A 22,275-nucleotide genomic window follows, 5' to 3' on the forward strand; every position below is an offset into this window, starting at 1 on the left:
AACAAAGTATGGCTCTGCTTGCAACCCAAGCTTGCAACTAAACCAGATAGGATTTGGCGAAATTTATTTACCGGCCTTGGGCTCGTCTGGCAACAGACAGGCATCGATAATTTGCAAATCATTATCTTTGGCAAAACTGACCACGAAATGGTAGGCCAGCGGTTCGATTTCACGTATGGCTTCATTGACCACGACAGAACGCACGCCATTCAGCAGGATGGGGCGAACATAAGGTGAATATTGCAGATGCGAGTGACGGCCACCGTCAGGGCTGAAACAGGACATGGCTCCACACAGGCGCTCTGCCCAGTCACTGGGGCGAAATTGCTTCCCATCACTGGTGATGCCCTGGATGAAAAACTCGCGGACTTGTTGCGTTTTTTTGGTATCGGCCATGTGCTCGGCTTGCGATAAAGCAAGAGTGAATAAAGCTCAACATCATTATGTGATACCAAGCTTTCAAAATACTTCCATATTATATCTTATAGAAGACTTGAATCAAAATCGCCAGGTAGATATATTACGAGTCTTTGCAAAATCCGTTCCAGCATGTGAAAGCCAGGATGGCATCTGGCTAATATAGTTCATTTTGGACCATAGTAAAGCAGCAGCTTGCGCCCGAACCGGCAAGGTCTTCGTATATGAACACAGACAAGCTACGTGGTAATGACTTGTGCAGCGCTGACTCACAAGATGTTGCCTGATTTTTTACAGCCGGCCTCTTAACGACAGTAGCAATTTGGTCAGCAAACTTTGTCTTTTCACCGCTTCCAGCATCAGCAAAGGCAACAGCAGGCCGCATACCAGGGCGATGCTGGCGTGCAGATAATTATGCCATGACGCATCCCCAAGGGCATCCAACTTGCCCAGCAGGGCAAACACCTTCCACTCTATCCATGAATGAAAAATCATGATGAACAGGCTGCTGCTGCCCAGATAGGCCAGAGCCCGCCTGCTTGCATTCCATTTTCCCAGTACGTCAGCCAGACTCAACAACAGGTAAATACCAGCCAGTGCCTGTGCCGTGGAAACCCACCAACTGCCGTACAGGCGCATGTTCAAATCTATGGTGTCGTCAAACAGCACATGCAAGGCCACGAAGGTAAGGCCAGCCAGCACCACGCCCCATGGCTGCGGCTTGAAATGCATGACCTTGTCGCGCCACAGATAACCCAGCAGGATAAAGGCAGTGCTGATGCCCAGCAGATCAGCGCTCCAGGGCAGGCCGGGGAAGTTGTTTTGCCGGTTCCCCAGTACCTGGTTCAGATGGGTATAGGCTTGCCCGTCGAGTTGGGCCACAAACTGTGTCAGCACGATCCCAAGGCCAAGCAGCAGTGTAGTAACAAGCGCAACAAGACCCTGTCTGGCGTCAAAATGATCGATGATACGCAGCAGGCCCCAGGCTGCCAGCATGGCTAAAAACAGGTGCGGCAGATACCATAACGGCACCCATTCTATGGTGCTGCCAGTGCCATATAACATGCCGGCCAGGTAAGTATCCCATGGCACATGCCCAAACAGAATGCGAAAAGCCCCCCAGGCCAGCAGCACCACAAAATACGGTTTCAGCAGCGCATCCGCCTTGAAGACCAGAAAGTCCCGGAAACCGGCATCATGATGAAACACAGCACCAGATAGAAAGAAGAACAGGGGCATGTGGAAAGAAAAGACAATACGAAATAATTCGCCATGATCATGCGCAATGATCCAGTTGTGGCCGAACACCACGAGGATAATCCCCAGCCCTTTGGCAATGTCTATGGTCGCATTGCGGGCAGTGTGATGGGTATGGGCAGCATCAGGGCTGGCACTGGGGGAAGTGTCATTGGCGGAAACAAGCACTTGCATACAAGCTCCCCTCTCCTGATATGAAAACTTAACTCTCGATAATGATCTGATATGGCAGTGCCGGCCATTGCTGCGGTATCAGCGAATAGATCGAAGCCGCTGCCGGCAAGCCACCAACCATCAAACGGTTACGGGCTGTGCATTCATGCAGCGCACCCAGCTTTCTGGCGACTTGCATACTGAGTTCATTGCCTTCGGCCACGACGATCTCGATACGGTTAAAGCCCAGTTCTTTAAATCCGGCTTCGGTCAGTATGCGTGCCACCCGGGTGGCTATACCCTGCCCCTGCCTGGATTGCCTGATCCAGTAGCCGAGGTTACAGTAATTGTGCATCTTGCTGATCAGATTCAAGCCACAGGCGCCCAGCAATTCCTTGCCGTCTTCAGCAAAGATACCGAATTCATAGGCTGTGCCTTCTGCGCGGCCACGGTTGCAGGTGTCAAACCATTCATGCGTGCCTTCTATCGTAAAGCCGGCATGGCACCATGACATCCAGCGACCCACGGTAGGGACCGATTCCAGCACCATAGCAGTAAATTGTTCTGCATCCTGCGCCTCAAAGGCACGCAGGCAAATACCAGGGGCGATAATTTTTTTCATGTGATCAGCAGGCAGTTTTCATATCAGGATGGTGGCTGCGCAGACAGGGCAGACAGGGCATCACGCATGCAAGAAGAAAAAAGCTGGCAGCATGAGCGCCAGCTCTTTATTTATACCCAGGCAGCAAAAGAGAGCAGCAATAACAGCAGCATCCACAGCAACAAGGCGCGCCAGACCAGACCCACGGCGCTTTGCAGGGCTCTGGGTGATGCTTCGGCACCGGGCTGGCTTTCCAGTTCCAGGCTGTCGACATCGACGGCGCTGGCATCGGCCTGCAAGACCATGGCTTTTTCTTCTGGCTCGCCCAGACGCACGCCCAGTGCACCACCACCGGCGGAAAGGATAATACCCACCGCTTCGTCAGACCAGCGATCAGCATAATTACGCCAGGAATACACAGCATCTTCAAAATTGCCGACAACGGCAAAGGCAACGGCTGTCAGGCGGGCTGGTATCCAGTCTATCCAGTAAAACACCTGGGCTGCGTAGACACCGAATTCTTCATTCTTCATGTGGTCGGGTTCATTCCAGGCACGCGACAGGTATTCGGCCACGCGGTACATGACGGCACAGGCTGGCCCTACGGGCATCAGGAACCAGAAAAACACACCAAACACATTGCGATGGCTGGCAATCAGCGAACGCTCGACAGCCAGTCTTGAAATTTCAGACACATCCAAGCCAGTGGTGTCCAGATGCGTCCATTCCGCCAGATAACGGCGGGCGGCGTCTTCGTCACCTGAACTCAGGGCCAATTGTATCGACGTGAAATAGTGGCTATAACGACGAAAACCCAGCGTCAGGTAAACGATGATCACATTCCAGATCAGGGCCGCAAATGGGCTCAGGCGATGGCATAGCCAGTAGATCAGCGCAGTAGGCACAGTCAGCAGGCCGACTATGATCCACCAGCCCAGGCGACCATGCTTGACTTTACCGGCATTGAACGAGGCCTCGATTTTTTCAGCCAGCGTCTGAATTTGCGTATAGATAGGGTTATCCGCACGCAAGGGTTTGAGCTGCTCGATCAACAGAGCTAACAGAATCGAAATAAAGGTCATAATTGACTGAATTGATGTTGCAGCGCAAGGCTGGCAACAATGAATTTGCAAATGCGGCAAGTGTAAACCGATTTGCCCAGATTATGAAGCTTTGTTCAGTGTCCTGAGTTACTAATTCGTTGAAAAATAAATCAGGCGAAATCGGTATGAGACAAGGAGCAAAGCACAGCAAGGCTGGTGCCTTGCGCGCATTTGCGAGGCAGTATCGTATCGATTCTCGCCGGATTTATTCAACGAATTAGTAACTCAGGACACAAGAAGGCAAGTCTTTTGCTGTCATGCGCGCAAGAAATGAAACAGGTTGCGCAGCATACCGGCGGTGGCTCCCCAGATGAAATGCTGCTCATAGGGCATGGAATAAAATTGCCTCTGGCCGCTGCCGTCTGGCAGTTCAAACAGGCGGCGCTGGTGATGCTGGCCATCCATCAGGAAAGCCAGGGGCACCTCGAAAATCGATGCAACTTCAGTAGGATCGGCCCGCAGGTCAAAACCGGGGTCTACCAGCGACACCACGGGGCTGACGCGGTAACCGGTGCCAGTATGGTAATCCGGCAAATGGCCCAGCACATCCACATAGCGGCGATTCAGACCCACCTCTTCTTCTGCTTCACGCAGCGCGGTTTCTACCGGATTGATGTCTTCTTCTTCAAAACGCCCACCAGGGAAACTGATCTGGCCAGGATGATGATTCAGATTGGCTGCACGCTCGGTCAGCAGCAGGGTCAGCCCGCTCTGGCGGATGACGATGGGTATCAGTACCGATGCCGGGCGAAAAGGCAGGTTCCTGGACAGTGAATGTTCATCATTGATTTCTGGTGTCCACTCGGGCGGCTGGGCAAAACGCGCACGCAACCACGCTGGCGACAGGCGGCTGACAGGCACCGCCGGCTCGGTCGCCACGGATTGGATGGGCAGGGATTCAGGATTCAGAAAAATGTTGCTCACGATGAAAAAGTCTACAAGCAAATCAGGCCCGGAATTGCTATCACAATCGCGGGGGATTTAAATCACACCGGGACAGAGCCTGCTTTGCCTGTCCGGGCACGCTAAAAAGCATTTGAAAAAATTTAAAGAAAAGCAATAAAAAAAGGATGCCTGAGCATCCTTTTTTCGATACGGCAATAACAGATATTACTCTGCTTTTGCAGCAACAACCTTACGTGCTGGCAATTTCTCTTTGATACGAGCAGATTTACCAGAGCGTTCACGCAGGTAGTACAACTTGGCGCGACGTACGTCACCGCGACGTTTCACTTCGATAGAAGCGATCAGTGGGGAATACAACTGGAATGTACGCTCAACGCCTTCGCCGGAAGAAATCTTACGGACGATGAAGTTGGAATTCAAACCACGGTTACGACGGGAGATAACAACACCTTCGTAAGCCTGTGCACGTTTGCGTGTGCCTTCAACAACGTTGACGCTCACTACAACTGTGTCACCTGGCGCAAAGTCAGGAATGTTCTTGCCGAGGCGAGCAATTTCTTCTTGCTCTAATTTTTGGATCAGATCCATTTTTTACTCCTATGACCATCTTGCCGACGCCGCAGAATCTGGTTCTGACTGATGCCCGGTAGAGGATGGGGTTTAACATGTGAATCAATTGATTCACGCTTAAAGATTTCAGCCCTGAAGCTGAAAAATACTACAAACTGCTTAAAAACTTTTCGTCGGCACGGCTCAGCAAACCGGCAACCCGGGCTGCGGCGATCAAATCCGGGCGCTTTAGCTGACTGGCTTGCAGTGCACACTGACGGCGCCATTTTTCGATCTCGGCATGGTTGCCGCCCATCAGCACGGCAGGCACGGTTTCGTCTTCAAATACTTCTGGCCTGGTGTAATGCGGGCAATCCAGCAAACCATTGACAAAACTGTCCTGCACTGCCGACGACTCATCATGCAAGACGCCGGGGATTTGCCGTATCACGGCATCCATCAGGGCCATAGCCGGCAATTCACCGCCAGACAGCACAAAGTCACCAAGACTGATCTCTTCGTCGACATACCTGTCGAGCAAACGCTGATCAACGGCCTCATATCTGCCACACAACAAGACCAGACCCGCAGCTTCGGACAATTGCATGACCTTTTGATGGGTCAGCGGTTTGCCTTGGGGCGACAGATAAACGACCTTGGGTACCGCCTGTGCCGAGACAGACTGGCGCTGCTTTGCCGCGTCAATTGCCGACTGCAAAGGTTTTGCCATCATCACCATGCCGGGGCCACCGCCGTAAGGCCGGTCATCCACGGTACGATGCCTGTCTGTGGTGAAATCACGTGGATTCCACAGCTTCAATTCGCATTTTTGTTGCTCGAACGCCCGCCTGGTCACACCAGATTGGGTAATGGCAGCGAACATTTCGGGAAACAGCGTAATGACATCGAACTGCATGCTTATGCCTTCTGAATGCATCAGCTTAATAATCCGAACCCCAGTCGACCTGGATTTTGCCTGTCTTTTGATCCACTTCCTTGACGAAAGTCTCTACAAAAGGAATCAGGCGTTCGTGTTTCGCCAGTTCATTCTCGGGTACATCCGCTGCCGCAACCCGTAAAATCGGATGTGCACCGTTGTCCATCAAATCCCTGACGACACCTAAATTTTCACCCTGAAGATTGTCTACCTGCAAACCTATCAGATCAAGCCAATAGAATTCACCGGTCCCCAAAGCAGGAAAATGCTTGCGAGAAATTTGCACAGTTGCACCTTTCAGCGCTTCTGCGGCATTTCTGTCAGGCACACCTACCAGCCGCGCAACCACGTCTTCGCCATGGATTTTGACTTCCATGCGATCAACATCACGCAACTCAGGTTTATCCAACCACCAGGTCTTTGCTGACAGCATTGCATCAGCATCAGCAGAATAAGGACGTATCCTTACCCAGCCATGAATACCAAATGCTCCCGAGATATAGCCCACCAGGACCAGATCATCAGGAACATGAACTCCAGCAGACATCAAAGCGGCTATTAAGCTGCAGCTTTGGAGGATGCTACCAGACGAGCTACTGCTGGCGACAATTGCGCGCCAACACCTTGCCAGTATGCCAGGCGATCTGCTGCTACACGTACTGTTTCGGCATTACCAGTTGCTACAGGATTGTAGAAACCGATACGCTCGATAAAGCGACCATCGCGACGATTACGGGAATCAGTTGCAACGATGTTGTAAAAAGGGCGCTTTTTTGCGCCACCACGAGCTAAACGAATAACGACCATAATATTTCCAAAAAATGTCTGAACGCGGAAAAAGCTGTAGATTATAGCCCGTTTCTTAAGCAAGTCGCAAGGACTATCCCACTTTTCCCTTGCGCAAACGCATTTTTATTGATCAACGTGACTATTCCGACACATCAGGGCGGCTTGACATACAATCACAGCTTCCACTTTGATGACATGCTGCAATGACACTCGCCAATACCACACCGCATAAAAATAAAGCCCTGACAGCATTGCTGGCCGCCGTATTTGGCTGCATAGGCCTGCACCGCTTTTATCTTGCTGGCAAAAAAGACAAGTGGGGCTGGCTGCATTTCAGTTCACTGCCACTCAGCATGGTCATCCACTATTTCTATTTTGGCAAACCCGAAATCGTGCAATACAGCCTGCTGCTGATTTCTTTCCTGGCCGCCATACTGCAAGCACTGGTCATGGGCCTGACACCGGATGAAAAATGGGACGCAAAATATAATAGCAAATCCGGTAAAACCAGCGAGTCAACCTGGCCACTGGCCCTGCTGCTGGTGCTGACACTGGGTGTAGGCGCATTTACGCTGATCGCCGCCATTGCCCGCACCTTTGACCTGCTATACACCGGTGGCGCATACGGTTGATCTGATTACCGAGCAGAAAAATAGCACCTGTAGCGTGCGCCATGCGACATCTACCTGAATAAATAAAATGCCCCCGAAAAATTTTTTCGGGGGCATTTTTACTTGCCTCAACGATACCGATGTATTAACGAACGAACAAGGCAATCAGAATAACGATAGGCAGAGGTATGCCGAGCAGTAAAAGTAAAATTGAACGCATGATAGGCTCCAAAAAAATAGTCGATGAGGTATACCCTGCCCCACCAGGAAGCAAGGGTGATGATTATGAAATCACATGTGCCTGGTCACGTTGACGACCACCCAGTGTTGCTGCCAGGCTGGCCACAAACGCACCGAGAAGCAGTGAGACAAACATCCACAAGGCAGAATTTGCGGCAGCCCTGCGTGCCTGATCAGCCGCTGATTTAGCCGCATTCCCAATATCTGTTACCACCTTATTCATTTGCTCAAAGATTGCATCAACACGTTTTGCTGCATCAGCCGGTGTCATTTCCGTGCGTTTGGCGACGATGCTTGCCAAATAATCCCGGTCACCCGGCGATAGTGCACCCGCCACAACACCAACAGATAAAATCCTGCTCACTTCCATGTGTGCAGCATTGCTATCTGTAGAAGCCTGCCCGGAGCGCAATAACATGTCCGTAAAATAATCAGCGGGATTCATTTTTGGGCTACCTGTTGCCGGCGTTCCTGCTGCCGCTGCGACTGCTGTTGTCGCTGCGATACCCGCACCTTTCTCTGCCGTATCAACTACGCCACTCACTATGCTGTGTGCAGCACTGGCCAGCAAACCCACCGTCAATAATGAAGCCACGGCCCATGCCAGCATGCCATGCGCGGTATCGCGAAAGTACACTTCATCGTCATGCACATTGCTCCATTTGATACGCAAGCGACCCGCGATATAGCCACCTATACCAGAAGCCGCAAGCTGGGTAAAAGCAAGCCACGCAATGGTGGATATACCCATTACAGTCGCGTTATAAGACCAGGGCGACACCGAAGATAAACCCAGCCCGGCACCCAGCATCAACAGTATCAGGGACAGTGCTGCCGCTGCGACCGCTCCGGCCAGCACCGCCCCCCAGGACACGCCTGAAGTGCCTGAACGGGAAGCGTTTTCCTGGGTGACTACCAGCATATTTGCATCAGTCGTATTGTTGTTCATAGAAGTATCCATCCGCTTTCAATTGGTTTTTATTCGCAAGGAGTTCTGGAGTCTTTTCATCAAAAATCTTCGAGAGTGACTTTAGCGTATGCGCCTCAGTAGTTGATGTCTGTACGCTGACGAACACTGGCACACCAGTGAAAGAGCCTGCCCTCAGTCCAAACTTGCGGACAATGATTTGAACGCTACCAGACTGAAAGAACGCAGCGAAGCTGCACGTAAAAGGCAGATTGATCTGCAATGGCAGAAATCAGACTGCATATGCAAATTGTTTGCGTGCAAAAGCCCATATCATGCCGGATGCATCAGGACCTTTGGGATCACTATAGGCATGGCCCGCAGCGCCACCGCTCCAGGCATGATCCAGTCCATTTATCTCACATAAGGTGATGGCGATTTGTCCCTGGATACGATAATCGGTAATCGTTGCCGGGTAACGTGCGCCGCGCTGAACGGTACGTGGCACGCCCGCTTTCGCCCCCGATTGGGCAGTCCATTGTTGCGCCAGCAATGCGCTATTGACGGGAGCAACCACGCGGTCTTTACTGCCCTGCATGATCAACAAAGCTGGTAACTTCAATCCTGCTGGCAGCGCATCTGCCACAAGCCTGCGCCCTCGCATTGCCATGATGGCCGTTGCGGATGAATGTGCAAGGCCCGTTGCAATGCCGGAATGCATGGCCAGCACCCGGAAACGTTCAGGGTGTCGTATCGCCATAAGTGCAGCCATACTGGCTCCCGCAGACAATCCGGCCAGCGCAATGCGACGACTATCCACTGGTTGTGTCAAACAAATTTGATCGATCACTGCATCAATAGAATCAGCCTCGCGTTGCGCCCTGCCCGAGCGCGCTTCGTACCAGTTCCAGCAAGCCTGAACATTCGCAAGACGCTCTTGCTCAGGGTAAAGCACAAGAAAACGTTCGCGCCTGGCAATTTGATTCATTCTGGTACTTGCTGCCAAGGCTGCGGCATCTTGTCCGCAACCATGCAGCATGACGATCAGAGGAATAGATTCCGTGCCCCGCACGCCAGGTGGCTTATACAGACGATAGCGCCTTGCACCTGTCATGCCGACAGTCAATCCGGGCTCGCTGCGCTCTTTCGACACCGGTCGTGTTGTAACCGGTACGCGTTTGCGATTTTCCGGCACCGTCGTCAGCGCTTCCCTGATCACCCTGGATCCCGCCCGTGTCGCTGTCTTCGCCATCTTGCTGACGATACGGGTGAAAGATTTTCTCCATAGTGCCGTGCCTATGCGCTTAGTCATGAATGCGTTCTATTTTTCACTCTTTATCCTCACGCCTTATCACTCTGGATCACTCCCTCTCAGCCACCACGTATGGACAAAAAGGCTTCCTTGACGCGTGCTAAACCAAAACGCCATATCTGGTCAATGTGGATATGTGGCATGGACGGTAGCTCTGCGGGATCGATAAATACATTCAGGAGCGCGGGGCCGCTTGCGGCAAATAGCTGGCGCAAGCCATTTTCCAGTTCGCTGGATTTTCTCACTGTAAATCCTGATGCACCACAGGCCAGGGCAAAGGATGCAAAATCCATATTCGGAAATGTGCTGCCTTTATCTGCAGGCAAACCCGCCTCTTCCATTTCAAGATGGACCAGACCCCATTGCTGATTATTGAAAACAATCACCTTGACCGGCAAACGATGTTCTACACTGGTCATGAATTCACCCAGCAACATGGTAAAGCCGCCATCCCCTACCGCCACGATGACTTGCCTGTCGCGATTCAGGGCCTGCACGCCATTGGCCTGACCCAAACTGGTGCCTACAGCAGCGTTATTGAATGAAGCCAAAATTCTTTGCTGGCCAGATTGCTGCAACCAATTACCGCACCAGAGTGTCACCACGCCCGTGTCGATGATAATGGCAGCATCACTTTGCGCATGCAGGCTGATGCCACGTGTCAGAGCCTGCGGATTGACATGCTCATTGCTGTCTTTCAACCCGGCTTTTTTATCCAGCATCTCTTCCCATTTTTTGCGTGCTTCGCTCACGCTCCGCAAAAAATCCTGATCTTGCCGCTGCGGCAATTGCCCGAGCAATTGCATGACACTGGGTTTGACCGCACCGACTATGCCCAATTGCACGCCGGTGCGTCGCCCCAGCACCTCGGCGCGCAAGTCGATTTGTATGACCTTACCGTTCCTGGGCAGGTATTCGGTATAGGGGTAATCGGATCCCAGCATCAGCACCAATTCTGCATTTTGCAGGGCATCAACACCCGGCGCACCACCTATCAGGCCTACCCCTCCCATCCACAAAGGATGGTCATGGGCCACCATGTCCATGGCCCGAAAAGTATGCATGACAGGTGCCTGCAAACGTTCTGCCAGTTGCAGTACTTGTGCAATGGCTGAACGACAGCCTGCACCAGCAAAAATCGCGATTTTTTTTGATTGGCTGATTAAATGAACCGCCACCGCAACATCCTCAGGATCGGCAGCCATTTCTGGTGCGGCACGCAGGGTGGCCAGACTGCTCATCGTGGCATCCGTTTTTGCAGAGAATACGTCTGGCGGAATGTTAAGATGAGCAACTCCGTGCATGCTATAAGCATGGGCAATAGCCTGATGAAATATATGTGCGGCCTGTTCTGCATTCGTCAGCGTCTGGGTGTATACCGCGACATCGCGAAACAGCAGATCAGGTGTATTTTCCTGCAGATAATCATTACCCCGCTGAGCGGCCGGCACCCCGCCAGAAATAGCCAGCACAGGGGCATGATCTTTGTGCGCCTCATACAAGCCCGCGATCAGGTGATTGGCGCCCGGACCTGTCGTGCCGCAACAGACCGCAAGCTTACCGGTCAGCTTGGCTTGGCCTGCTGCCGCAAGTGCAGCACCTTCTTCATGCCTTACCCCTATCCATTCCATGCCCTTGTGTCTTCGTATCGCGTCAGTAAAAGGATTGAGCGCATCGCCCACCACACCAAAAATCTGACGAACACCAATGTCATATAAGGTGGCAACCAAAAATTCAGCGACGGTTTGTTGCATGGGATTCTCCTCATCCGGGGGCGGGCAAAACAGATGCCCAGCTTTGATGGTAGAGATGAACGTGAAAAGCCTCTATGCGCTAACGCACACAGGATTTGGGAGAGACAAGCCAGGAAAGGACAAACAGGACAACATCAAAAAAAACGGCTCATTCAACATGGAATGAGCCGTCCTTATTCAGCTTATATTCAATTTCTATTCAGTTTTTATTAAAACAAACCACTGATTTTGTTACCACCAGCATCAGAACTGATCTTCCGACAAGGCCATGACACCTGCACTGCCATCCACAATCGCAGAACGCAAGCCTTGCGCTGCTGACAGGATATGGTCAGCGAAATAACGTGCCGTGGCGATCTTGGCTTTCAGGAAAGCCGCATCGCCCTCGCCCGCATCCAGTTTTTGCTGGGCGATGATGGCAGCACGCGCCATTTGCCAGCCACCAAAGACGATGCCTGCCAGCTTCAGGTACAGGACACTACCGGCAAACACGCCTTTGATGTCTTGCTTGAAGTTGGTGACGACATAATCAACCACATCTTCCAGCGCAGCTGTACCTGCTGCCAATTGACGCTGTATCGCCAGCGCATCAACAGAACCAATCGCCGTAAGTTGTGCTTCTGTTGCGCGCATGTCAGCGATGAATGCTTTGGCTGTGGCACCGCCATCGCGTGAAGTCTTGCGGCCTACCAGGTCATTTGCCTGTATGGCTGTCGTGCCTTCGTAGATCGTCAAAATCTTGGCGTCGCGGTAGTGTTGCGCGGCGCCGGTTTCTTCGATGAAGCCCATGCCGCCGTGTACCTGCACACCAGTCGATGTGACATCCAGCGACATTTCTGTGGACCAGCCTTTGACGATAGGTACCAGATATTCATACTTGGCCTGGTTGGCCTTGCGTACTGCGGCATCTGCATGATGATGGGCAAAGTCGCTGATACCGGCAGCCACATAGGCCAGTGCACGTGCACCTTCAGTCTGGGCACGCATGGACATCAGCATGCGGCGTACATCCGGGTGGTTGATGATGGCAACCGGGCCGGCAGAACCCGCCAGGTCACGCGATTGCACGCGGTCTTTGGCGTATTGCACGGCCTTTTGGTAAGCGCGTTCTGCCACACCTATACCCTGCATGCCAACACCAAAGCGGGCGGCATTCATCATGATAAACATGTATTCGAGGCCGCGATTTTCTTCGCCAACCAGGGTACCCAAGGCACCACCGTTGTCGCCGAATTGCAATACCGCAGTCGGGCTGGCCTTGATGCCCAGCTTGTGTTCTATCGATACGCAATGTGCATCATTGCGTGCACCCAAACTGCCATCAGCGTTCACCAAAAACTTGGGCACGATGAACAGCGAAATACCTTTGACGCCTTCTGGTGCATCAGGTGTGCGTGCCAACACCAGGTGGACGATATTTTCTGCCATATCGTGTTCACCATAGGTGATGAAAATCTTGGTACCGAATACTTTATATGTGCCATCGCCCTGCGGTACCGCACGGGTACGTACCATCGCCAGGTCAGAACCGGCTTGTGGCTCGGTCAGGTTCATGGTGCCTGTCCATTTACCGGAAATCAGGTTTTCCAGGTAGATGGCTTTTTGTTCGTCGCTGCCTGCCGTCAGCAGGGCTTCAATCGCGCCATCGGTCAGCAAGGGGCACAGGGCAAATGAGATACTTGCCGCATTCAACATTTCTATGCACGGGGTTGCCACCAGCTTGGGCAAGCCCTGGCCGCCAAATTCTTGCGGATGCTGCACACCCTGCCAGCCTGCTTCACCAAACATCTTGAAGGCTTCTTTAAAGCCCTTGGTGGTGAAGACTTCGCCGTCTTTCCAGTAGCTGGGAGCCTGATCACCAGGCCAGTTCAGCGGCGCGACCACTTCACCGGCAAACTTGGCGTTTTCTTCCAGCACTGCTTCTACGGTTTCTGCCGTCGCATCTTCACAGCCAGGCAAGGCATTCACTTCCGCCAGACCGGCCAATTCATTGATGAGGAACAGCATGTCCTTGACAGGGGCAACATAGCTCATTTTTGTATCCCAAAAAAAGAAAAAGGGGCAGGTCAGGAAGATCGCCTGAATGATGCGATAAACCGCTTACCTACCCCCATCAGGCCGCCATAGCGGCCAACAATTTACAGTACCAAGCTTACTAGCCCAGTTCAGCTACCAACTGTGGAACGATTTCAAACAAATCGCCAACGATGCCGTAATCAGCAACCGAGAAAATCGGTGCTTCTGGATCTTTATTGATGGCGACGATGGTTTTGGAATCTTTCATACCGGCCAGATGCTGAATCGCGCCAGAGATGCCAACGGCAATATACAACGTAGGTGCAACGATCTTGCCGGTTTGGCCCACTTGCCAGTCATTCGGCACGAACCCTGCATCCACCGCAGCGCGAGACGCACCCATGGCAGCACCCAGCTTGTCAGCCAGTGGTTCCAGAATCTTGAAGTTTTCGCCAGAACCCATGCCACGACCACCGGACACGATGACTTTGGCAGCAGTCAGCTCAGGACGGTCAGACTTGGCCACTTCACGGGAAACGAAAGCAGATTTGCCAGAGTCAGCAACGGCAGTAATTGTTTCAACAGCAGCAGAACCACCGGTGGCAGCAGCATCAAAACCTGTAGTACGTACAGTGATAACCTTGATGGCATCAGTCGATTGCACGGTGGCGATGGCATTACCGGCATAGATAGGACGCTCGAACGTATCTGGGCTGTCTACCTTGATAATTTCAGAGATTTGCGAAACGTCGAGCTTGGCTGCAACGCGTGGCAAAATGTTTTTGCCGTAGGCAGTTGCTGGCGCCAGGATGTGGCTGTAGCCAGAAGCAATAGCCAATACCTGTTCAGCAATGTTTTCTGCCAGGCCATCTGCAAAATGCGCTGCATCTGCATGCAATACTTTGGCAACGCCAGCGATTTGTGCTGCGGCTTGTGCCACTGCGCCAGCATTAAAGCCAGCAACCAGTACGTGTACATCAGCACCGCATTGTGTGGCAGCAGTGATGGTATTCAATGTGCTGCCCTTGAGGCCAGCGTTGTCGTGTTCAGCGATGACGAGTGTAGTCATGATGTCTTCCACTTGATGTGTCGTCAGGGACCATGCCCTGGCAACAAAAATTATTCTTAAATTCTATCTTTATCCAAACCTGTCCAGGCTTGATCAAGCCGATCAAGCCGGATGAAATCAGCCAATGACCTTGGCTTCATTGCGCAGCTTGGCAACCAGTGTGGCCACGTCAGGTACCTTGATACCGGCGCTGCGTTTTGGTGGCTCTACCACTTTCAAGGTCTTGACGCGAGAAGCAACGTCTACACCCAGATCTGCCGGTTTGACATTGTCCAGTTGTTTTTTCTTGGCCTTCATGATGTTAGGCAAAGTCACATAACGTGGCTCATTCAAACGCAAGTCAGTGGTGATGATGGCTGGCAGTGTCAGGGACAAAGTTTCCAGGCCGCCGTCAACTTCACGTGTCACTGTGGCTTTACCATCAGCAACCGTCACTTTGGATGCGAAAGTCGCCTGTGGCCAACCCAGCAGGGCTGCCAGCATCTGACCAGTCTGGTTGCAATCATCATCAATCGCCTGTTTGCCGAGGATGATCAATTGTGGTTGTTCTTTGTCAGCCAGTGCCTTGAGCAATTTGGCCACAGCCAGCGGTTGCAGTTCTGCATCGCTTTCGACCAGGATGCCGCGATCAGCACCAATAGCCATGGCAGTACGCAGGGTTTCTTGGCATTGCGCCACGCCGCAAGAAACAGCGATGACTTCAGTCACGACGCCAGCTTCTTTCAGGCGCGTCGCTTCTTCAACAGCGATTTCATCAAATGGGTTCATGGACATTTTAACGTTGGCGATATCAACGCCAGAGCCATCAGATTTGACACGTACTTTGACGTTGTAATCGACGACGCGTTTGACTGGTACCAGGACTTTCATAGTTCTGCCTTTATGAGCTAATTGGGAAATACCGAAGGTGATACAAATATACTTAATACAAATACAGAGACCGAATACGGATGCTGAATACTGACAATTTGCTGCCTGAGCTGCCATAAAGCTTGCAGCTTTAACGAAGAGCACTGCGCCCTACCAAGTCCAAGCACAAGCCTCACACATTGAAGCACTTATATTACTGCGCTTTCGCATTCTCAAATTGACGTATACGTAAATTCTAATGATTATAAAACGAAAACATCAACATTTTGCATAATTTAGCACGAGCGTTCTTTTTAATCCACTTAAGTGCTAGAGCAGAATGCCTAATCAAACAGCGCAAATAACGCGCCCTAGGGAAAAATGCGGCAATGCAAGGTAAAAATACCTGTCCAGGCATGTGGCAGGCCCGCCTGCCGCCATTGAAACCTGCGACAGCATTCGAAGAATTATAGTGATCAGCGACACACATAAAAAAACCCGCAACATGATTGCGGGTTTTTATTGACTGCTTTGCCGGCGGGTACGTGCAGCCTGATCAAACTCATTTACCAAACTTGTTTGCCAAACTTACATAGCAAACTTGTTGAGCAAGTTACTTACGTTTGATGAAGTATTCAAACTCTTTTCCGCCTTCCATGTGCGACAGCAATTCATTGCCGGTCTGCTTGGAGAAAGCTTTAAAGTCGCGGACAGATCCAGGATCAGTCGCCAAGACATGCAAGACTTCACCGGTAAGCATTTCTGCCAGTGCCTTCTTGGTCTTTAAAATTGGAAGAGGACAGTTCAGTCCGCGTGCATCCAGTTCTTTATTGAATTGCATGATTTTCCCAGTAATACAAATTGAGTAAGCTAATTCGCCCGACAATTGATGCACCAATTCTACCGGAATTTTCATTCACATGGTGCAACGCAGCAGACTAACAACAAAAGACCAAATATTTTACAAATTTTCCGCACAAAAACAGTGCAAAATCGAAAATTCATACAATGAACACTTACGTCTTCATGTTAGTCATTAAACTTACTGACGACTTACTTTACTCAGGTATTTGATCAAAACAATTGTAAAATCCCGCAATGCTTGTCAGCAGTGCATTAATTTGTGGTTTATGCATCTGCCCTGTCTTGTTGCATTCAATTTTTTTGCACATGCAAAATAAATAGGACTTACGCAAAATTGTCCCAGCAAGGCTGTCGCTTTTAGGAAACCTCCCTTGCAGGGGAGGTTCGTTACGTCGGCAGGCAACATGTTGCCTGAAACCCCGACTGCACCTATCGCTTTTAGGAAACCTCCCTTGCAGGGAAGGTTCGTTTCGTCGGCAGGCAACATGTTGCCTGAAACCCCGACTGCACCTATCGCTTTTAGGAAACCTCCCTTGCAGGGGAGGTTCGTTTCGTCGGCAGGCAACATGTTGCCTGAAACACCGACTACACCGTCAGCGACGAAGACAGTACGGCAAGGAGCTGCAACGCAGTTTGGGCGGTTTTGCGTAAGTCCTAATAAAAAACTTACTTGCTTTCCCATTCTGCATACACCGGCTCCAGACCACGGGCACGCATCCAGTCTGCCATGGCGTGGCCGGTGCCTGCATTCCAGGGCCTGAGTTTTTCTGGCGCGATCAGGCGGTATTCCAGCAGTTCTGGTGACAGCCGGATTTCACCTGATGCCTTGACGTGATAGGCGATGATGAGTTCGTTTTTGCGGATGAATTCATAGACGCCGATAAGGGTGATCTGGTCAGCATCAAGATTGGTTTCTTCCTTCAGTTCCCTGGCGACACCCTCTTCTGGCGTTTCACCACGTTCCATGAAACCGGTGATCAGGGCAAAGGTTTTTTCTGGCCATGCGGCGTTGCGCGCCAGCAGGATATGGCCTTCGACTTCAACCAGGGCAGCCAGCACCGGCAGTGGATTATCCCAATGCGTCCAGTGTCCATCCGGGCAAGCCAGGCGCAGCTTGCCGGCTTCCTGCTCATCCGGACGTTCTATCAGTGACGTGGCACAAACGGGGCAAAATTTAATTTCCATGCAGACCTCAGACTGTCATTCGCAAGCGGCTGTGCCTTTGGCATAACGGCGACACCTGGCGTAAATAGCACAGGCGACCAATCAAACGACAGCCGTTTGCTTAAGTTTGCTTATGCTTATTTCTTTGCTGGTACCAAGGCCTGGCGAGGATGCAGGCGCGCCATGGCATAACTATCGACAAATTCACCATTGCGAAAAGCATGTGCACGCATGGTGCCTTCAATGTCGAAACCAAATTTCTTGTACAGATGTACGGCTGCAGCGTTATCGCAAAACACGCTTAATTCCACGCGGAGCACGTTGAGCCAGTTATCAGAAATATGCAATAACTCGGTCAGCAAGGCAGTACCTATGCCGCGCCCGGAAAACGCATCCGCCACGCCCATGCCCACACTGCCGACATGCTGACGTCTTTGGGCTTTTTCCAGATGCAGGCTGGCTGAACCAACCACCACGCCATCATAGATGGCAACCAGGCGGGTGTCTTTGGGGTCGGTCTTTTCCAGCCGCTCCTGCCACATCGCTAGAGTTGGATGTGGCAGTTGCAAAGTCCCTGCATAGGTGCCCGTGCTGGCGAACACCCTTTGCAGCTGGGCCGCATCTGATATTTCAGCGCGACGTACGTGTATCATAATTTGGCGCTGACCCATTCGCTGACGCCTGCCAGTGCTTTCGCCAAACCGCTGGCATCCGTACCACCGGCTTGTGCCATGTCAGGACGGCCACCACCTTTGCCACCGACTTGCTGGGCCACAAAGTTGACCAGGTCACCGGCCTTGACTTTGGATGTGCTATCCGCTGTCACACCAGCGATCAGGCTGACCTTGCCATCATTCACGGCTGCCAATACGATGGCGGCAGTTTTCAGCTTGTCTTTCAGCTTGTCCATGGTTTCACGCAGGGCGGTTACATCAGCACCTTCCAGCGTTGCTGCCAATACCTTGATGCCTTTGACATCCACCGCCTGGTTCACCAGTTCATCGCCCTGGCTGGAAGCCATTTTGGATTTCAGTGTCGCCAGTTCTTTTTCCAGTGCCTTGACGTGATCCTGCACCTGACCAATACGCAGCGTCAATTCTTCTGGCTGGGTTTTCAGGGCAACAGCCGCTTCATTGATGCGGCTGTTCAGATTTTGTACCAGCGTCAGCGCAACTTCGCCCGTTACCGCCTCAACACGACGGATACCGGCAGCAACGCCGCCTTCGGCAACGATCTTGAACAGACCGATATCGCCAGTGCGGGACACGTGCGTACCACCGCACAGCTCGCGCGAAGAACCGATGTCGAGTACACGTACTTCGTCACCATATTTTTCGCCGAACAGTGCCATGGCACCGTGCTTGACCGCATCGTCATAACCCATGACTTGTGCCTGGGTAGCAGCATTCGCCAAAATTTCACGGTTGACGATGGTTTCTACCTGACGGATTTCATCGGCAGTCATCGGTGCATTATGACTAAAGTCAAAGCGGGTTTTTTCTACATCCACCAGCGAGCCTTTTTGCGATACATGGCTACCCAATACTTCACGCAGGGCCTTGTGCATCAAATGCGTGGCAGAGTGATTGCGCATGGTTTGTGCGCGAATTTCTGTCGCCACTTCAGCTTTCACACCTTGCGCTACGCTAAGGCTGCCGGATTTCAACACGCCATGGTGACCAAACACATCGGCCTGCACTTTCAGCGTATCGCTGACTTCGAATACCGTACCATCTGCTGTCACCAGCACACCGGAATCACCCGCCTGACCACCAGATTCAGCATAGAAAGGCGTGGTATCAAGTACCACGATAGCGTGCTGGCCAGCCTTGATTTCATTGACGGCACTGCCATCCACATACAAAGCGATGACCTTGGCTTCATGCTGCAACTGGTCGTAACCGACGAATTTGGTTTTATCGCCGCTGTATTCAATTGCCGCAGCCATCTTGAATTTGCCGCCTTCACGCGCTTTCTTTCTTTGCGCTTCCATAGCCACTTCAAAACCAGCTTCGTCCAGCGCGACTTTGCGCTCACGGCAAATGTCTGCTGTCAGGTCCAACGGGAAGCCATACGTGTCATACAGCGTGAACGCAGTTTCGCCATCCAGATTCTGGCCATCTTTTGCCAGTGCCGCCTCCAGTATCTTCATACCGTGTTCCAGCGTTTCGCCAAAACGTTCTTCTTCCTGCTTCAAAACCTGGGCAACACGTTCAGCCGCTTCAGCCAGCTCAGGATAAGCAACGCCCATTTCCTTGACCAGATCAGGCACCAGCTTGTAGAAGAAAGGCTGGCTTTGACCCAGCTTGTGGCCATGACGCAAGGCACGACGGGTAATGCGGCGCAGCACGTAACCACGGCCTTCATTGCCAGGGATGATGCCATCAACAATCAAAAAGCCCGCACAGCGGATATGATCAGCAATCACGCGCAGGGAATTATTTTCCAGATCCGTACAGCCGGTTTCACGCGCAGCTGCCTTGATCAGGTTCTGGAAAGTATCGATTTCATAATTGGAATGCACATGCTGCAAGACTGCAGACAAACGTTCCAGACCCATGCCCGTATCCACGCATGGTTTAGGCAAAGGGTTCAGGACACCAGCTTCATCCTTGTTGAACTGCATGAACACCAGGTTCCAGATTTCAATGAAACGGTCGCCGTCTTCATCAGGCGAACCTGGAGGGCCACCCCAGATTTCCGGGCCGTGGTCATAAAAAATCTCGGTACAGGGGCCGCAAGGACCCGTGTCAGCCATTTGCCAGAAATTGTCGGATGCGTAACGTGCACCCTTGTTGTCGCCAATGCGGATAATGCGCTCTACCGGCACGCCGATTTCGTTTTTCCAGATATCGTAGGCTTCGTCATCTTCCTGATAGACAGTGACAGTCAGCTTGTCTTTTGGCAAACCATAGACAGCCGTCAACAATTCCCAGGCGTAATGAATCGCATCTTTTTTGAAATAATCGCCGAAAGAGAAATTGCCCAGCATTTCAAAGAAAGTGTGGTGACGCGCCGTATAACCGACGTTTTCCAGATCATTGTGCTTGCCACCGGCACGAACACTGCGCTGCGCTGTCGTGGCACGGGTGTAGGCACGTTTATCCTGGCCCAGAAACACATCCTTGAACTGCACCATACCGGAGTTGGTGAACAGCAAGGTAGGGTCATTGCCAGGGATCAGACTGGAAGAGCGCACACGTGTATGGCCCTTGGATTCGAAAAAGCTGAGGAATTTATCGCGGATTTCTGACGAGTTCATAGAGTGATAGTTCAAAGCTGAAAAATAGGGGTAATTTCTGATTATACGGTATAAATTCGGCTGGATATCTATGGGGGGTGATGGCTGACGGCTGGGATTATTGGAAAAAGTGCCTCAAAACCTAAGACCTCTCAACACGGAGGCGCGGGGACACAGAGAAAAGCAGGAGAAATTACAAGGTGTTTTTTGATGATTTGACGTTGTTTTATCGTCATTAGTGCCGGTGACAGGTACTGGAATGTACATAAATATGATTATCTTTTTGCAAAATTAAAACCACCGGCAGAGGCGCTAATGTCAAACGGATTCAAGTTCAAAGTGCAATCCTGTGTTCAAGCGATTGTATCTGAGCCAAACGCGGGATTACTGAAATAATCTACATACTCTAGCTTATGCTCGCCAAGCTTTGTATATTCACATGTATGGTTAGGAACGGACGAGTGTTAATCCAGCCCTACATCAGGGGGAGCTCGGTCTGCAAGTGAATTTTTACTTATTTTTGTGTTTTTAAGTAATAGCTTAAGCCTGTTATTTTTTTCACCTATTTCAATTTCCGAAAAATTGCATTCACTAAACCTTATATGACCAGACAACGTAGCATCCTTAAAATTTGCGCCTTCAAATGAACTATTTTTAGCTTCTAAAAATTCAAAGGAAGCAGCACGAAAGCTCGCATTCATAAAATTTGAATTTGAAATTTGCAGATTATTTAACGACGTTTCATGAAATAATGCATTAGTGAAATTTGATTCAATTATATGAGTTTCTCCAATGTCGCTGTAATTTAGGATCGATCCAACAAAACTAGTTTTAAATAGGATTGCATGACCTAAATTCGAATAGTAAAGACGAGCTCCATCAAAAATTGTGTGCGCCAGATTTGCTCCATAAAAATCGAACAAATCAAAGCATTGATCGGATAAATTTAGAAACGAAAGGGCAGAATATAAAACACAGTTCTTTGCTCCAAAACGTTGTGGACAATTTCTGCGAAGGAAATTTGCAAACGATGTTTGGTTCGAAAAATCAAATGAAGCCACTTTCTTCAACGAAATAGAACATGCGTTTAGTGTGATTAAGAGCGCGCTCGATGCATTGATTTCGTATTGTGTCGCGCTGAAATAGGATAAGCTTGGGATTTGCTCAATAGGTAACCGACGATCAAATGCGACATTCAAAAGCTCTATCAATAGAGTTTGCATGGCATTCAACATTATATCTTCACGTTGTTCAATTTCTCTCTTTAAAAATAATTGCAATTCTTCGGTAATTACAGCAGATCCAACGGTAATCCCCCCATTTTTAACCGCAGCTAAAAGTAGCACTATGCCGCAATGGCGAGTTTTTGTTTCGGAGTAGACCCTCCCAAGGCCATGTTAGGCCGCTCATGATTGTACGTCCAAAGCCATCGTGTGGCGAAATCCTGCACTTCATTCACAGTATCAAACAGATGATGGGCTAACCAATCGTAACGCACGGTCCGGTTGTAGCGTTCGACGTAGGCGTTTTGCTGTG

22 protein-coding genes are annotated in these 22,275 nt (G+C 51.0%); 1 reads left to right on the top strand and 21 read right to left on the bottom strand.

Going from position 1 to position 22,275, the window contains the following annotated elements:
• Positions 1-63 precede the first annotated feature (63 nt).
• The 9 genes from ACO0LK_RS21205 to rpsP form a co-directional block, all read right to left on the bottom strand.
• On the bottom strand, positions 64-396 hold the full coding sequence (locus ACO0LK_RS21205; protein WP_186947500.1) for a DUF3579 domain-containing protein: 333 nt from the start codon (positions 394-396) through the stop codon (positions 64-66).
• 312 nt (positions 397-708) lie between these two features.
• Positions 709-1,848 carry an acyltransferase family protein gene (locus tag ACO0LK_RS21210; protein ID WP_422978575.1) on the bottom strand — a complete coding sequence of 380 codons (1,140 nt, stop codon included), beginning with the start codon at positions 1,846-1,848 and terminating at the stop codon, positions 709-711.
• A gap of 28 nt (positions 1,849-1,876) precedes the next feature.
• Positions 1,877-2,449, bottom strand: coding sequence for a GNAT family N-acetyltransferase (locus ACO0LK_RS21215; protein WP_422978577.1), 573 nt, complete (start codon positions 2,447-2,449; stop codon positions 1,877-1,879).
• A gap of 110 nt (positions 2,450-2,559) precedes the next feature.
• Positions 2,560-3,510, bottom strand: a complete 951-nt coding sequence (locus tag ACO0LK_RS21220) for a CobD/CbiB family protein (protein WP_186947497.1) — start codon at positions 3,508-3,510, stop codon at positions 2,560-2,562.
• Between the two features lie 276 nt (positions 3,511-3,786).
• A complete protein-coding gene (locus ACO0LK_RS21225) occupies positions 3,787-4,455 on the bottom strand; it encodes a CoA pyrophosphatase (RefSeq protein WP_186947496.1) in 669 nt (222 codons plus the stop codon).
• Positions 4,456-4,641: 186 nt separating this feature from the next.
• Complete coding sequence (gene rplS, locus ACO0LK_RS21230) at positions 4,642-5,025, bottom strand: 50S ribosomal protein L19 (RefSeq protein WP_186947495.1); 384 nt, start codon at positions 5,023-5,025, stop codon at positions 4,642-4,644.
• 130 nt (positions 5,026-5,155) lie between these two features.
• On the bottom strand, positions 5,156-5,902 hold the full coding sequence (trmD, locus tag ACO0LK_RS21235) for a tRNA (guanosine(37)-N1)-methyltransferase TrmD (RefSeq protein ID WP_422978580.1): 747 nt from the start codon (positions 5,900-5,902) through the stop codon (positions 5,156-5,158).
• A 25-nt stretch (positions 5,903-5,927) separates the two neighbouring features.
• Positions 5,928-6,470: a ribosome maturation factor RimM gene (rimM, locus tag ACO0LK_RS21240; protein WP_186947493.1), complete on the bottom strand. Its 543-nt coding sequence runs from the start codon at positions 6,468-6,470 to the stop codon at positions 5,928-5,930.
• 11 nt (positions 6,471-6,481) lie between these two features.
• The gene (rpsP, locus tag ACO0LK_RS21245; protein WP_186947492.1) at positions 6,482-6,730 is read right to left on the bottom strand and encodes a 30S ribosomal protein S16; all 249 of its coding nucleotides are present in this window, start codon (positions 6,728-6,730) and stop codon (positions 6,482-6,484) included.
• A 185-nt stretch (positions 6,731-6,915) separates the two neighbouring features.
• Here rpsP and ACO0LK_RS21250 point away from each other — a divergent pair, with 185 nt between their 5' ends.
• Entirely contained in the window at positions 6,916-7,344 is a 429-nt protein-coding gene (locus tag ACO0LK_RS21250; RefSeq protein ID WP_422978583.1) for an NINE protein, read from the top strand.
• A 262-nt stretch (positions 7,345-7,606) separates the two neighbouring features.
• Here ACO0LK_RS21250 and ACO0LK_RS21255 read toward each other — a convergent pair whose 3' ends face one another.
• From ACO0LK_RS21255 to ACO0LK_RS21310, 12 genes are all read right to left on the bottom strand, one after another.
• A complete protein-coding gene (locus tag ACO0LK_RS21255) occupies positions 7,607-8,512 on the bottom strand; it encodes a hypothetical protein (protein ID WP_422978585.1) in 906 nt (301 codons plus the stop codon).
• A 250-nt stretch (positions 8,513-8,762) separates the two neighbouring features.
• Positions 8,763-9,782, bottom strand: coding sequence for an alpha/beta hydrolase family esterase (locus tag ACO0LK_RS21260; RefSeq protein WP_422978587.1), 1,020 nt, complete (start codon positions 9,780-9,782; stop codon positions 8,763-8,765).
• Positions 9,783-9,841: 59 nt separating this feature from the next.
• Complete coding sequence (locus tag ACO0LK_RS21265) at positions 9,842-11,536, bottom strand: thiamine pyrophosphate-binding protein (protein ID WP_422978589.1); 1,695 nt, start codon at positions 11,534-11,536, stop codon at positions 9,842-9,844.
• A 243-nt stretch (positions 11,537-11,779) separates the two neighbouring features.
• Complete coding sequence (locus tag ACO0LK_RS21270) at positions 11,780-13,570, bottom strand: acyl-CoA dehydrogenase (RefSeq protein ID WP_422978591.1); 1,791 nt, start codon at positions 13,568-13,570, stop codon at positions 11,780-11,782.
• A 121-nt stretch (positions 13,571-13,691) separates the two neighbouring features.
• The gene (locus ACO0LK_RS21275) at positions 13,692-14,621 is read right to left on the bottom strand and encodes an electron transfer flavoprotein subunit alpha/FixB family protein (protein WP_422978593.1); all 930 of its coding nucleotides are present in this window, start codon (positions 14,619-14,621) and stop codon (positions 13,692-13,694) included.
• A gap of 117 nt (positions 14,622-14,738) precedes the next feature.
• On the bottom strand, positions 14,739-15,491 hold the full coding sequence (locus ACO0LK_RS21280) for an electron transfer flavoprotein subunit beta/FixA family protein (RefSeq protein WP_422978595.1): 753 nt from the start codon (positions 15,489-15,491) through the stop codon (positions 14,739-14,741).
• A gap of 592 nt (positions 15,492-16,083) precedes the next feature.
• Positions 16,084-16,311: a sulfurtransferase TusA family protein gene (locus ACO0LK_RS21285; RefSeq protein WP_422978617.1), complete on the bottom strand. Its 228-nt coding sequence runs from the start codon at positions 16,309-16,311 to the stop codon at positions 16,084-16,086.
• A 689-nt stretch (positions 16,312-17,000) separates the two neighbouring features.
• Complete coding sequence (locus ACO0LK_RS21290) at positions 17,001-17,519, bottom strand: NUDIX domain-containing protein (protein WP_422978597.1); 519 nt, start codon at positions 17,517-17,519, stop codon at positions 17,001-17,003.
• Between the two features lie 116 nt (positions 17,520-17,635).
• Positions 17,636-18,151 (bottom strand): GNAT family N-acetyltransferase, encoded by a 516-nt coding sequence (locus ACO0LK_RS21295; RefSeq protein ID WP_422978599.1) that lies wholly within the window; start codon positions 18,149-18,151, stop codon positions 17,636-17,638.
• Positions 18,148-20,760, bottom strand: a complete 2,613-nt coding sequence (gene alaS / locus ACO0LK_RS21300; protein ID WP_422978601.1) for an alanine--tRNA ligase — start codon at positions 20,758-20,760, stop codon at positions 18,148-18,150. The genes ACO0LK_RS21295 and alaS overlap by 4 nt, the downstream gene beginning before the upstream one ends.
• A 443-nt stretch (positions 20,761-21,203) precedes the next feature.
• On the bottom strand, positions 21,204-22,085 hold the full coding sequence (locus ACO0LK_RS21305) for a pentapeptide repeat-containing protein (RefSeq protein WP_422978603.1): 882 nt from the start codon (positions 22,083-22,085) through the stop codon (positions 21,204-21,206).
• The coding region (locus ACO0LK_RS21310) for an integrase core domain-containing protein (protein ID WP_422978605.1) at positions 22,085-22,275 on the bottom strand (191 nt) is incomplete at its 5' end. The genes ACO0LK_RS21310 and ACO0LK_RS21305, both read right to left, overlap by 1 nt.

It is taken from the genome of Undibacterium sp. Ji49W (assembly GCF_049340205.1).
In the GTDB taxonomy this organism is placed as follows: Bacteria; Pseudomonadota; Gammaproteobacteria; order Burkholderiales; family Burkholderiaceae_D; genus Undibacterium.